At 52.3% G+C, this 12,892-nt stretch carries 13 protein-coding genes and 1 riboswitch; of the genes, 6 read left to right on the top strand and 7 right to left on the bottom strand.

The genetic code is table 11. The annotated features are described in order from the left end of the window. Positions 1-51: 51 nt before the first annotated feature. Together FLT43_RS17585 and FLT43_RS17580 are read right to left on the bottom strand one after the other, a co-directional pair. Complete coding sequence (locus FLT43_RS17585) at positions 52-729, bottom strand: FadR/GntR family transcriptional regulator (RefSeq protein WP_087441075.1); 678 nt, start codon at positions 727-729, stop codon at positions 52-54. 1,059 nt (positions 730-1,788) lie between these two features. Then, positions 1,789-2,289, bottom strand: a complete 501-nt coding sequence (locus tag FLT43_RS17580) for a YwhD family protein (protein ID WP_087441074.1) — start codon at positions 2,287-2,289, stop codon at positions 1,789-1,791. A 137-nt stretch (positions 2,290-2,426) separates the two neighbouring features. Here FLT43_RS17580 and FLT43_RS17575 point away from each other — a divergent pair, with 137 nt between their 5' ends. The 3 genes from FLT43_RS17575 (at position 2,427) to FLT43_RS17565 (ending at position 6,094) form a co-directional block, all read left to right on the top strand. Beyond that, on the top strand, positions 2,427-4,403 hold the full coding sequence (locus tag FLT43_RS17575) for a M1 family metallopeptidase (protein WP_087441073.1): 1,977 nt from the start codon (positions 2,427-2,429) through the stop codon (positions 4,401-4,403). A gap of 5 nt (positions 4,404-4,408) precedes the next feature. Beyond that, on the top strand, positions 4,409-5,230 hold the full coding sequence (locus FLT43_RS17570; protein WP_087441072.1) for a carbamoyl transferase: 822 nt from the start codon (positions 4,409-4,411) through the stop codon (positions 5,228-5,230). Between the two features lie 239 nt (positions 5,231-5,469). After that, positions 5,470-5,617, top strand: a riboswitch (cyclic di-AMP (ydaO/yuaA leader). Positions 5,618-5,620: 3 nt separating this feature from the next. After that, positions 5,621-6,094 (top strand): C40 family peptidase, encoded by a 474-nt coding sequence (locus FLT43_RS17565; protein WP_087441071.1) that lies wholly within the window; start codon positions 5,621-5,623, stop codon positions 6,092-6,094. Positions 6,095-6,433: 339 nt separating this feature from the next. Here the strand turns inward: FLT43_RS17565 and FLT43_RS17560 are convergent, their stop codons facing one another. Together FLT43_RS17560 and FLT43_RS17555 are read right to left on the bottom strand one after the other, a co-directional pair. Beyond that, positions 6,434-6,841: a serine protease gene (locus tag FLT43_RS17560; RefSeq protein WP_087441070.1), complete on the bottom strand. Its 408-nt coding sequence runs from the start codon at positions 6,839-6,841 to the stop codon at positions 6,434-6,436. Between the two features lie 104 nt (positions 6,842-6,945). Then, positions 6,946-7,992 (bottom strand): DUF4097 family beta strand repeat-containing protein, encoded by a 1,047-nt coding sequence (locus FLT43_RS17555; RefSeq protein ID WP_087441069.1) that lies wholly within the window; start codon positions 7,990-7,992, stop codon positions 6,946-6,948. A gap of 207 nt (positions 7,993-8,199) precedes the next feature. Here FLT43_RS17555 and FLT43_RS17550 point away from each other — a divergent pair, with 207 nt between their 5' ends. Next, positions 8,200-8,892, top strand: a complete 693-nt coding sequence (locus FLT43_RS17550; RefSeq protein ID WP_127510942.1) for a hypothetical protein — start codon at positions 8,200-8,202, stop codon at positions 8,890-8,892. A 212-nt stretch (positions 8,893-9,104) separates the two neighbouring features. On the opposite strand, the gene FLT43_RS17545 is transcribed toward FLT43_RS17550, so the two are convergent. Together FLT43_RS17545 and FLT43_RS17540 are read right to left on the bottom strand one after the other, a co-directional pair. After that, a complete protein-coding gene (locus FLT43_RS17545; RefSeq protein WP_087441067.1) occupies positions 9,105-9,998 on the bottom strand; it encodes an effector binding domain-containing protein in 894 nt (297 codons plus the stop codon). Between the two features lie 599 nt (positions 9,999-10,597). Beyond that, positions 10,598-11,380: an exodeoxyribonuclease III gene (locus tag FLT43_RS17540; RefSeq protein WP_087441066.1), complete on the bottom strand. Its 783-nt coding sequence runs from the start codon at positions 11,378-11,380 to the stop codon at positions 10,598-10,600. Positions 11,381-11,583: 203 nt separating this feature from the next. On the opposite strand from FLT43_RS17540, the gene FLT43_RS30890 reads away from it, so the two are divergent. After that, positions 11,584-11,748 carry a PadR family transcriptional regulator gene (locus FLT43_RS30890; protein ID WP_087441065.1) on the top strand — a complete coding sequence of 55 codons (165 nt, stop codon included), beginning with the start codon at positions 11,584-11,586 and terminating at the stop codon, positions 11,746-11,748. Positions 11,749-11,860: 112 nt separating this feature from the next. Then, positions 11,861-12,091, top strand: a complete 231-nt coding sequence (locus FLT43_RS30885) for a hypothetical protein (protein ID WP_369124650.1) — start codon at positions 11,861-11,863, stop codon at positions 12,089-12,091. Here FLT43_RS30885 and FLT43_RS17525 read toward each other — a convergent pair. After that, on the bottom strand, positions 11,998-12,660 hold the full coding sequence (locus FLT43_RS17525; RefSeq protein WP_087441063.1) for a DUF4097 family beta strand repeat-containing protein: 663 nt from the start codon (positions 12,658-12,660) through the stop codon (positions 11,998-12,000). The two genes, FLT43_RS30885 and FLT43_RS17525, sit on opposite strands and share 94 nt — an antisense overlap. Positions 12,661-12,892 lie beyond the last annotated feature (232 nt).

Here is a 12,892-nt window from a genome sequence, read left to right as displayed (position 1 = left end):
TATGTGTAAGCCGAATAGGCATCCATAGGCATCTATCTGCCGGTCAGCCATTCATTCGGAAATTGTGAAGTTCAGCTCCAGCAGTTGGCGTACGAGCTGCTGCGCCGCGTTCCCGTCCTGCCGCTCGATCACGTCGACCAGTTCCTCGTGGAAGCAGGCCATCTTCTCCCGCTGCGGGCTGCGCTTGATGAACAGATCCACCGATTGCCGCACCGCATCCGCGATGCTGCTGTATAAGTTGACCAAGAGCTGGTTATGCGTCGCCGCCGCCAAGGCCAGGTGAAACTGATAATCATAGCGGACATAAGCGTCATCGTCCCCGATACGGAACGATTCGCTCATCAGGCCGAGCCAGCGGCGCATCGCTTCCAGATCCGTATCCGTGCGTCTCTCCGCGGCCAGCCGCGCGATCTCCCGCTCCAGACAGAAGCGGACCTCGGCCGCCTCCCTTCTATCCGCCTTCATCAATTGATGATGGAGGATCGCATTCAAGCTGCTCTTGGAGCAGACATACGTTCCGTCACCCTGCCGCGCCTCCAGCACCCCGACATGGATAAGCGATTTCACCGCTTCCCGAATGCTGTTGCGGCTCACATTGAACACTTGCATCAGCTCGGGCTCAGGGGGGATGCGGCTCCCCAATGACCATGAATCCGATTGAATCAATTGTTCAATCTGTTCGATGACCTGCTCCACTAGAGTTTGTTTCTTAACCGGACGAAGCTCCACGTTACTCCTCCTCAGCTCGTAAACATAGGATGATTGGATGTTTGTTTGTAATCATACAGGTCGTCGAGAATGATTGTCAATCAAATTTTAAGGTCCCGACTTTGCATTACTGTGCTTCCGATCGGCCCCCCATCTCATGTCGGGACAACGCCAAATGAGGAAAAAGGATGCTGGTGGCGGCCTTTTCCAGTCCGCTCGGACTTAGCCGCTTGAGCCATGTGATTGTAAACATACAGCTTATGCGCTGCGATCCCGGAAAAAAGCTGCAATCATACAGTTTCTTCACTGAGCCCTCTAGAATTTAAAGAAAATCCTGCGAATATCAGGCTGTTGAGTAAGTCCAAGGGATTTTGTGGCACTTTATTTTTTGTGTGGTGGATCTCGTCTCTCCGTAGAAAAAATCGATTTAAAACGCTATGGGTGCCAAGTTTTGAGTAGGAAAATGGACAATCTCCACCCCTTCATAAAAAACAGGGGGGTTCCAACGGTCTGAAAACTGCACCATTTCCCTAGACACGTCTATCCGGTAGGCGAAATCCGCAAAACTGCACGATTTCTCCAGACATGCCTATTCGGTAAGCGAAATCCTGTGCAAATACAGCAATTCGATATGGACGACTTGACCAGAAAGGGAATCCTGCAAAACTGCAGGAATTTCACCCGTTTCGCTTCGACTTGAAGCAAAAGGGCCTAAAATGATGTAGATTTGCAGCAATTCCTCGGGATGTGGACTCATTGAGCCGAAATTCCTGTAAAATAGCAGTAATTCCCTCCACACGTTCAAGCCTAAGGAGGCAACGATGCCTCCAGAAGGCAATGATGCTTCCTGAAGACGATGATGCCCCAGGATGGAGTTTTCCAACGGCCTGATAATAGCAGGATTCTTTGCCCAACAGAGAGATTAGGCGAAAAATGCTGCTGCCATGCAGGATCTGCGGAAGTGCTTCAGCAGGCAGGGCAACGCTTCGCCTTCCCCGCAGCACACAAAAAGACCTGTTCCCTCAAGCATGCAGGGACACAGGTCTTCTTCATGTAACATCTTGCCTCATCGATGGGTTACTATGCCAGCTTCGACTTCAACTCATCCGATGAACGCTCCCACCATTCCGCATTATGCGTCATCAGCAGCTCGCGCAGCGCTGCCTTCTCTTCGGCGTCAAGTCCGTCCACGATGACACGGCGCTTCATCGCGTAATCCATATTGTTCACATGGTCGGCGAGAATCTTCCAGCCGCGTCTTGCCTCCGTATCGATGAGCATCTCGCAGGCGGTGACTCCGCCATAGGATGTTCCTTCCGCCGTCCGATCGACCGCGACCCACACAATCCAGCAGCGGCGGCCATTCGGCACGTCCTCACAGTTCGGCGAGAACTTGATGCCCCGCTCCACCTTGCTCTTCGCATGCATGGCACCCATATCGATGTATGCCCGGCCTTCGTCAATAATAACCGGAGATACGTTGTTCAAATCGATGCTGCCGGCGCCAAATCCTTTATGCTTAGTGCCGCTCACGACATTGAGAGCGAGAGGCTTCTTCATCTTCTTATCGGAAGATTCCATTCCGCACACTCCTTCCTCACCCGTGCTCCTGACTGCGGAGAGGCCGGGTATCAAAATCATTTTCATTTTAGCTAATATTCCGCAAAAAGCCAACATATACATGCTATAGATGCTTGTCAACGGGAGGTAAGAATCGTATGACCCGACGCAAAAATTATCGCCCACTGCTCTGGATCACCGCACTTCTCATCGTAAGCTCGATTTTGTACATCCGCTTCTGGCCTTCTGAGTCGGTCCCTTCCCTCGGTTCAGACATGCCGAAGAACATCGCGATGGAGCCCGTTACTCCGCAGAATATCGAGTCTCCGGCTGCAGAAGTGCTCAGTGAACGAATCGCTGAATATCATATCAATGTCAGATTGGACGAGTCCGCTCATCTGCTGCAAGCCGCCCAGACCGTAACGTGGCTCAATCCGGGCAAAAAAACGGTGAACGAGCTCTACTTCCATCTGTATCCGAATGCATTCGAGTCCCCGGATACGACCTTCATGCGGGAGTCGGGCGGCAGGCTGCGGGAAGATGCCATGCCAGGGGACGGATACGGCGGCATAAGCTTGACGGCGCTGGATACGACCGACGGACTATCCTTAATGAACCGGATTGAGTATGTCCAGCCCGATGACGGCAATGCCAAGGATAAGACGCTTATAAAAATTCGGCTTCCCCAGCCGGTCAAGAGCTACGAAAGGATTACGCTCACCATGAAATTCGAAGTGAAGCTGCCCAAAATTTTTGCCCGGATGGGGTATGCAGAGGATTTCGTCATGGCCGGCCAATGGTTCCCCAAGGTGGCTGCTTATGAGAAGGTCGGAGTAAGGGGCCGCTCGTCAGAAGGCTGGAATCTGCACCAATACCACGGCAATTCCGAGTTTTACGCCAATTATGGCATTTACAGCGTCAAGATTGAAGTTCCCGACACGTATACTGTCGCTGCGACCGGCTTCCCTACGAAGACGCCGATATTGGCGAACGGCCGCAAGACGTATCAGTTCTATGCGGATGATGTTCATGATTTCGGGTGGGCCGCCTCGCCGAACTTCATCTATGTAGAGGAACCATTCTCAGCGCCGAATGTGCCGGGCGTGCGCATCAAGCTCTATCTCGATCCGAAGCATGAGAATTTGAAGGAACGATATCTGTATGCAGCGAAGGCCGCGCTCTCCAAGTTCAGCGAATGGTATGGCTCATATCCGTATTCGACCCTGTCCATCGTCGTGCCGCCCAAGGCGGCCAACGGTGCAGGCGGGATGGAATATCCGACGCTTATCACCGCCTTCGGTGCGGAAGATGACAGTCCGGGCTACAATCTGGAACGAACCGTCGTTCATGAGATCGGCCACCAATATTTCTACGGGCTGCTCGCCTCCAATGAATTCGAGGAAGCGTGGCTGGACGAGGGCTTCACCTCCTATGCCGAAGACAAGCTGATGGAGCATGAATTCGGGGTCGCGCCGAATCTGGCCGTGGAAGGGAGCTATATGACGGACCCGGCTCCGCTCAAGCTGGCAGCGTGGGAATACAAAGACCACAGACATTATGCCGAAAATGTGTACATGCGTTCCAAGCTGGTCCTGCTCGCCATCGAGAAGCAGGTGGGCGAAAAGACGATGCACCGTATCATGCGGACGTACACGCAGAAGTACCGCTTCAAGCATCCGACGACCGCAGATTTCCAGCGTGTCGTCGAGCAGGTCACCAAGCGGAAATGGACCGATTTCTTCAATCAATATGTGTATGGGAACCAGATGGCGGACTTCGCTGTCGAGGGGATCGACACCCGCGTTCTGGACAACGAGGGAGCCCCCCGCTACGAGGCCACGGTTCATATCGTGAAGAAGGGCGCCGATTATCCGAGCGTGCCGATTGTATTCCACTTCGCGGACGGCACCAGCACCCGCAAGGTGTGGAACGGAGACGGCGAACGGATGCAATACCGGCTCAACCATACGGCGCCGCTGGACTGGGTCATGATCGACCCGCTCTATACGATTGTCGTGGAGAATAAGCATATCAACAATTATATGAAGGCGCATGTGGAGGAGCCCGTCCGCACCCGCGTCAATCTATCCATCGTCAAATTGCTTGAAATGATCTCGAGCGCAGTGGGGTGGTGAATCGAATGAAAGCCTATATGAGTCATGGTCTGTCCTGGGTGAAGGAGCATATCTATATCGCAGTCCTCCTCTTCTTATATCAATTATTATGGGGCTTCTTCGTCTATCGCTTCATTGACGGCGCGGTGCTCCCCGTCCTGCAGCGGTACCCCGATCCCGCGCCGACCGAGATGACGGCACGGCTGTTCCTGGCAGAGAGCCAGTTCATTCTGATGAAGACGAATGATTACTTGCCCTTTCTGTGGACGGTGGCCGCCTTTATCTTCATCCGTCTGCTGCTGACGCCATTCATTCGAGCCGGCGTATTCTATTCCATGGCCCGGCAATCCGGGTCGGGGCTTGCTTTTTTCGAGGGAATCAAATCGATCTGGAAGCCGATGCTGCTCCTCTACTGGCTCGAGACCATGCTTATCGTGCTTCCTGCCTACTGGTTCATTCCGCATGCCGTGCGCCAGTTCGCCGATGGTCCGACGCTGGCGGCCGTGATGACCGACATCGTGCCTTACGCTGCCTTGTGGCTGCTTGGCGCGTGGGTTGTCCGCCAGTTGTTCCTGTCGATGCAATTCGGGGCCGCCTCAGAGCTCTCTATCCTGCATGCGCTCCTGCAAGGAATTCGACGGATGGCTCCGCTGCTGGGCTTGTCTGCCATATTCGCCGGTATCGCCCTGCTGACCGGTCTTCTGTTCACTGCGGCGGCCATGTTTTGGACGGGACTGACGGCGCTCATTCTACAGCAGGCGTTCCCTGCTGTCCGTACGCTGCTCCAGTTATGGGGATTGTCCTCTCGTTATTCGGTATGGCAGCAATCGGGAACGGAAGAGAAATAAGACGAGAGAAAGAGGCTATTTCTGTCCGATAGAAATTCATACTCGCCCTGAATTCCAAAAAACTTGTCCATTTCGTCACGTGGTGGCGATCCGGGCAAGTTTTTTTGGTATTTATGGACAAAAAGTATTTGTCAAAGCGAAAAAGGTCTGTTACAATAAGTCGTAGATTTATTACAACTTTGTCATGAAAGCGGCAAGATCTCTTGCATTTTTGTTACATATCATTGAACCTGAATCTTAGACAAAGGATGCCGAATTTCCGGATTGGCCGGAAAGCGGGGGAACCAGTTTTTTGGGTGAATTGATCTCATTCGCTTCGATCAGAGATCATAGGGGACCTTCAACCGAACCCTTCAGCTAACCTCGCAGGCAAGGAAGGGGCTTTATCATTTGAAGAAGAAGCTGGTATCTGCTGCATTGGGGCTTAGCCTCTTATTCTCTTTCAGCGCAGGAAGCGCATTTGCAGCTACGAAGATGGATTCTACGATTGACGATTTGATGGGTATTTCTTACATGTATGGCGGTTCGACAACCAGTGGCTTCGACTGTTCTGGCTTCACGAAGTACGTATTCGACAAATTCAGCATCGATCTGCCGCGTTCGTCTACTTCCCAGTTCGAAGTTGGCGAGAAGGTGAGCAAGAGCGATCTTCGTCCTGGCGATCTGGTCTTTTTTGACACCAGCGGCGGCAATGGCGTGTCGCATGTCGGCATCTACGTCGGAGACGGCAAGTTCGCTCATGCCTCGACGAACAAAGGCACGCGCATTGATGAGTTGAGCATGGATTATTATGAGAAGCGTTATGTTGGTGCCCGTCGCGTCATGAGCGAGAAGGAATACACCACCTACGCTACAGAAGAATAGTACCGCAATCATTTATATGTTGGTTACCTAACCCGATGGGAAGCGAATATTCGCTGCTTATCGGGTTTTTACATTTATCTGTAGAAGAAGATGAATCTGGACTTTAAATCATATGCTCGCGGCCCCGGCCACGTTCTGGTCATTGTCACTAGAGAAAGGATTCTATCCATGATTTACCCCGTTTTTCCGCACTGGAAACTCAACTTGAATCCAGATGAGTCAGCCACCCTCTACCTGTAAGAATGAATGCAGACTGCCTTGCTTGACAAGGCAGTCTGATCGGGCCGAACAGAGCTCTTGGTTACTCTCCTATTGGTCTATCTTCAGCAGGACTGGCAATCATTCGCCATGACGTTCCATATTGCGATGTTTCTCGTGGAACAGTCTGCCTTCCTTGCCCAACTTTTCCCTCAACTCTTGTCGAATCTGCTTGCTGGTCTTGCCTTCCGTCGCAATGCCATGCTTCTTCGCAAGCAGCTGAATTTTTTTCTCGTGCAGCGATTTCATCTGCTGGCGCAATTCTTGCATCTGCGTCTTAATCTGCTCCAATTCCTTTTCCGTATCGGCCGCTTCCCGGGAACTGCTCTTGTCCGCCGCGTTCGCCGGCTGTACAATATCCGACACGACCTGTCCGAAAGGCTGCCATTGGGCCGCTTCGTTGGCGCTTCCCGCTTCTGCCGCGGCCGGAGAGGCAAGCAGCAGAAGCATGAGGGTCGTCCATGCTGCTACGGCTGGAGTCCGCTTCATGAGTATCCACCTCCTTATGCCGACGTTGGTACTAGTATGTTCATCCAACCTGAAACCAAACTGAAAAGAGGCTAAAAGTTTGTTCAGGTCTGATAGAAAGTCGTTTATTCGCCCAATGTGAATTCTCCGGAACGGGTGCGTACCTTCAGCATCGTTCCGCCATCACCGAATGCCCCGCTTACCGTATGGTTATTCTTGTCCTGCTCCTCGTAGCGCATGCCGTCCCAACGGATGCGGCCGCTGCCCGAGCCTCCGCTGAAGTCCACCGCCAAGTCTGACGGCTCCTTGCTCAGGCTGACTGTTACATTGCCGCTGGACGCCTTCAGATCCGCATCGTACCGCAGCTCATCCGCTTCAATCGTAATGTTGCCCGAGTCCGATTCGCCGTTCAGCTTTGCATGTCCGTCCGATAATTTCGCATTTCCGCTGCTCGTACGGAAGTTCAACACGTTGGACTCATACTTCTCCACTCGAAGGTTGCCGGAGGAAGCGATGGCTTCCATCTCAACCGCTTCGATATCTTGGATGCGGATATTGCCGCTCTTCGTCTGAACCGTGAAGGATTCAGCGTGGACGTCCCCCGTCGTAATATCTCCCGATCCGGCCTGCAGTGCGGCAGTCCGTGCCTCGATCCCGTTGATGCGGATATTGCCGCTTCCCGTACTGACTTCCATTAAAGCACTATTGAGACGTTCCGCTTCCACATTGCCGCTCCCTACCGCGACTTGAAGCCCATTCCACTGCTGTTCCGGCAGTTCGACCGTCAGCTTGACATCGAAAATGTGAACGCCGAAATTCACGCCGTCAGGCAGTTGAACGCTCAATTGAAGCGTATCACCTGTCGGGGTCACCTTCAGGTCAATGCTATCCGCATCATTGTTGCTGACCCGGCCATGCAAGCGGGTGACAATATCGTCCGTGCTGCCCGGAATCAGCTGTACATCCACGCTTCCCGTTTCGACGGTTACATTTTTAATCCCGGCCGCATCAATCGACTTCTCGATATGTACCTCCTTGGCCGCCGTGTTGAGCAGACTGTCTCCCGCTTGGGAGAGCCATTCGCCAGACTTATCCGCCATAGCCGGATTGAACATGAACACGACTCCGATGATTCCGGCAATGATTAACAATACCCCGGTAAGTTTTCTCATATCTCTTCTCCTAATAATCGCCTGTTTTTACAGACGAACACGCGGTCCGCCTGATTAGTCTGCTTCAGTATATCACGCTGCGCCACATCCATCTCCGGTCCGACGAAGTAAACGAAACCCGACTTAGGTCCAGTTCATGGAAACACTTGGGCTGCCGATAAACGATTTAGGTATGACAATTTTATCCTCCATGTTGGTCCCTCACCAGTGAGACAGGTTGGGAAATCGAAGGGCGCCAATCGGTATGCGGCGCTTGGGTGCGGGGCAGGTCTCCAAAAAGAAAAAGATAAGAAATGGGGTCATGAGAAAGTGAACGCTGTCAAAGTAATTATCGCCCTGGTCGCGAGCATGGTGGCCGGTGGCGCCTATGCATGGGTAACTAAGAGTTGGTCCGACATTATTCCGATTTACCCGTTGATTGTTGCCGGATGTCTGTATCTGTTCACGATATGGGTATTCAAGAAAAAAAGCACCGCCATCTTGTTCGGTGTTCTGCTGAGTATCGCAGCCATTACCGCTAATCTGTTCACCGGCATGGCGTTATTGAAACATGAAGTCAAGACCGAGATGGTCAATGCCGGTATGCTCACGGGCACCAATGCAGAGATCAAGGATGCGGTTAATGAAATCGTCGATGAATACTTGCTGGAAGTGACGGGTTACCAAGGAATTGTCGGGTACACCGTCAGCCTGTCGATCGGCGAATTCACGACCAAAAGCGGCAACACCATCGCCGATGACGAGCCCTCCGCAGCCGGAACCGTCTTCCAGGCCGTCAAGTTCGGCATTCTCCTGCTAGGACCGGCGGTTATAGTCTGGAGAAGAAAAGAAAAGACGGAAGAAGAGGCTCCCGCCGCTTCGGCGGAGGACAACGGAGCTTCCGTGTCCAACAAAGCCTAACCGAGCTCTAATCCCCTGTTTAACCAAGCGCCTGTTCACGATAGCTGTCTGTCAGCCTCGTCTGACTGATTTCCCCATACCCGACGAGCATCGGGAGGGTGTACGCATGAGGTGTGATCTGTCATCTCTTACTAACAAGCGCCGCCCCGGCGGCGCGATCCCGATACGTTCAGCGGCGGAGCTTCCTGCTCCGCCGCTGCTTCGTATGCCGGTTACTTCTGCCTCTCCCTGCCGCATATCGGTATATAGATTTTGATTCTCATCTCGTCCGGGTAAGAAGACTTCATCACGTCCGTCACCTCGACATCGGGCCCCTCCCTGCGATCATAGTTCGACTGGGGGAGCCAGGTGCCGTAAATATAATCGCGGATCTTCTGCACGGTATGCGCTGGCCCGTATGCCTTGAACTCCGCATAGGTCCCTGCCGGAAGCTGCATATGAACATAACTAGGCTCCAATTGGCCGTCATCGATGCCGGGCTGGACCTCCTCACCGACGACGAATGTAAACTCGCCACTGTCCTCGAACTCACAGGACACGCCATACGCCATGTTGGGCGCCGCCGGGCTGGGAATGCGCGCATAGCGCTGAGATTCTCCGAACTCCCGGTAGAATCCTGGAATCTCCGCATAGTGCCGGTCATCATTCAAGCTCGTCCGGTAAGCATATCCTACAATCGCCTTGGCCGGCAAGTCTGCAATGATTGGCTTCATCATAGCATCATTCCCCTTTCGGATTGACGGATCGTCGATGAAATTTATTTTGTCCTGGCGCGAACTGGCCAGATCCGCCTTCCGGTACTTGCCTGGCGAGATGCCGAAGCAGTTCTCGAAGGCGCGGGTAAATCCCTCCTGAGACTTGTACTGATAGGCCAGCGCAATGTCCAGTATGCTCTGGCCGGTACTTCTCAGCGCCAGGGCCGCTTCCGACAATCTCCGCTTGCGGATATACTCCTGAACCGTGAAGCCGGAGATGGCCCGGAACATGCGTTGGAAATGAAACGGTGAGTACCACGCTTGGGCGGCGATATCAGCAATGTCCAGCTCTTCTTGGAGACGTTCTTCAATATACTCGATCGCCGCTTGAATTCTTCGATAGTCGTTCATCTCATCCCCTACTCTCTGTTCGTTCTTCTACTGTCATTATGCCGGATTTCGGTGCTGATTTCTTGATAATCCGTGCGATGTCCCAGGGCTCGCAGGGATTTCGTATGTTCGGCTGAAGCTGCCTTGTTCGGCTAGTTACTGCAGGCTTGTGATTCGTGTGGATCGGGACCCCAAGTGAACATGGCCACCTCCGTTTTCGGACAAGCTGCTCTCCGCTTATCCCCGGATGTTGACGCCAGGAGCATGCCCCGTGCGCTCAACTGGAAAAAATCCGGCAAAAACGCAGCTTTTTACCGCCATCGTTTTAACGAAGAAGAGAGTCCTGCAAATCTACATCAATTTTGGGTCATTTCTGCCCGAATTGTAAGATCGATCGAGAAAAGCTGCCGCTGTGCAGGAATTGTATCGGATTCGTCATCCAAAGCGAGAAATTGCTGTAAATTCGCAGGAATTCAGCCGGCAATGATACGAGGTTCTTGATCCGCGATATGAAACGCGGCGGCTCGACATGCTTCATAGGACTGCTGCAGCAGCAACGCAAGCACTCCGGCATGCAAAAAACCGCAGCTTCACGCTGCGGCACATCTGTAATATCAGATTTATGAACGCTTCGGCGCTTCCGCCAGGATATCCTCCATCTCCAGGATGACGGGGCAGTGATCGCTGCCGGTAATAGCCGCATCAATCTTCGCGTCCTCGATATATTCATTCAAGCGGGCGGAGACAAGGAAATAATCAATGCGCCAGCCAATATTCCGTTCACGCACCTTCGGCATGAACGACCACCAGGTATAAGCATCCGTCCGTTCCGGATAGCGATGCCGGAACGTATCGGTGAATCCGACATCCAGCAGCCGGGTCATCTTGTCCCGCTCTTCCGGAGTGAAGCCGGAGTTGCCGTGGTTCGACTTCGCATTTTTCAGATCGATCTCTTGATGAGCCACGTTCAAATCACCGCACACGATAACCGGCTTGCGGGCATCCAGCTCCTGCAAATAGCAGCGGAAGCGTTCCTCCCACTCCAACCGGTATTCCAGACGGGACAGATCCCGCTTCGCATTGGGCGTATATACGGTAACGAGGTAAAAAGACTCGAATTCCAGCGTAATCATTCGCCCCTCCGGTTCGCTGTCCTCCTCCATGCCATAGCGTACCGAAAGAGGCTCGATTCTCGTAAAGACGGCAGTGCCGGAGTACCCTTTTTTCTCCGCATAATTCCAGTATTGCCGGTACTGCTCGCCCAGCTCCAGGCAGATCTGTCCCTCCTGCAGCTTCGTCTCCTGCACGCAAAAAATATCGGCATCGCTTGCCTTGAAGTAGTCGATAAATCCTTTATTGACACAGGCCCGCAGGCCGTTGACGTTCCACGAAATCAGCTTCATCCCCATAATCTCCTTACTATAGCCACGTTTTGTTACTGCTAGTGTATCATAGTTGTCCGGCCAGAAGGGAGAGAGCTTGATCGGCCTTTCCAAATTTGAAAAATTCCCCTACAACAGGCATTAACTTCATTAAAATGTATCTAAAAGATATGTAAAAAGGAGGAGGCAGCAACGTAGCTCGCACGAACAATACGTTATATGCCGTGCTCGGGATATTGAGCGGCGGCCCCCGATCCGGCTACGACATCCGCAAGCAGTTCCAGGCTTCTCTCCGGCATTTCTGGAGCGAGAGCTACGGGCAGATCTACCCGGCGCTGAAGGAACTGGTACGGCAGGGCTACACCGAAGAGCTGGCACCCCCCGGATAATCGGCGCAACAAGAAGCTGTATCGGATGACGCCCGCAGGGGATGCCTGCTTCCGAAACTAGCTGTCCGAGCCCGTCAGCCCAATCAATTACCGGGATGAGCTGCTGTTGAAGGTGTTCTTTGCCGCCCCGCAGGATCGCGATGCGATTAGGGCTTTATTCGAACGGGAACGGGCCGAACTGGAGCAGGTGAAGGCCCCCTATGCGGAACAAGAAGCGGAAGTGCGACGGCAATATACGTTGTTCACTCGTTATTTAACCGTTATATTCCCGGATGTCGTCTTAATCTGTACATTAAATGAACCATCCCCTGTCCGGCCCTCTGTTTTTCGATTGGTTTGCTGACGATTTTCCAATGGAATAGCAACGGATCGTCTCCCGCTGCCAGTCTGAAGAAGCCAGTTAACGTTGGAATCTGGGTTCTCCAGTTTTAAAAGCACATTTCCGCTTTTGGCAGAAACTTTGATTTCATTCGTTATTTCTGTATAATCCAGCGAAATATTCCCGCTTTTTCCTCTGATGTCAAGCTCCTCTGCATGCAAATCATTAATATTGACCTGTCCAGAAGATCCGTCAACAATTATTTTTCCCTCATAACCAATTGGTACGCGAATGAAAAGCTCAGGCATTTGCCCGATATTCAACATGCGACGTACATCGCTCTTCAAGCGGATTTTAAGATTGCGCCTTCCTTTGTCGAATAGGACACCCGGTCCATTGTCGAACATCAGCAAGGAGGTTTCAAGCTTAGCGGCATCAGCTGTACTTACATGCACCGTTGTGCTCCCATGATCAATATGGATCGTATCTATGCCGTCCAGCGATATCATTTGCAAATCTTCGATTTCATTGTGACCGCACGCGCTAATAAGCACTATGCAGATCAACCACAGGCAGCCGTAAAACTTCTTCATCCCATCACCTCAGTGTCGTTATAAAAGGGAGTATATAAGATTACGCAATGTCACTTTCAAGCTTGATGAACAAAAAATCGCAGCCGGCAATAAAAAGGCTTGAAAGTGACGCAACGTCATTTTGTATAATGGGATCGGTAAATATCCCCCTTATTCAGGAGGGAAATAAGTGCACAAAGGGGATGCTGGCTGTGAAAAAAGAAAAAGGAGATATCATTATATATGGATGTGT

Source organism: Paenibacillus thiaminolyticus (assembly GCF_007066085.1).
GTDB classification, from domain to species: domain Bacteria; phylum Bacillota; class Bacilli; order Paenibacillales; family Paenibacillaceae; genus Paenibacillus_B; species Paenibacillus_B thiaminolyticus.
The sequence above is the reverse complement of the archived record's forward strand: the minus strand, read 5'-3'. Positions and strand labels throughout refer to the sequence as shown.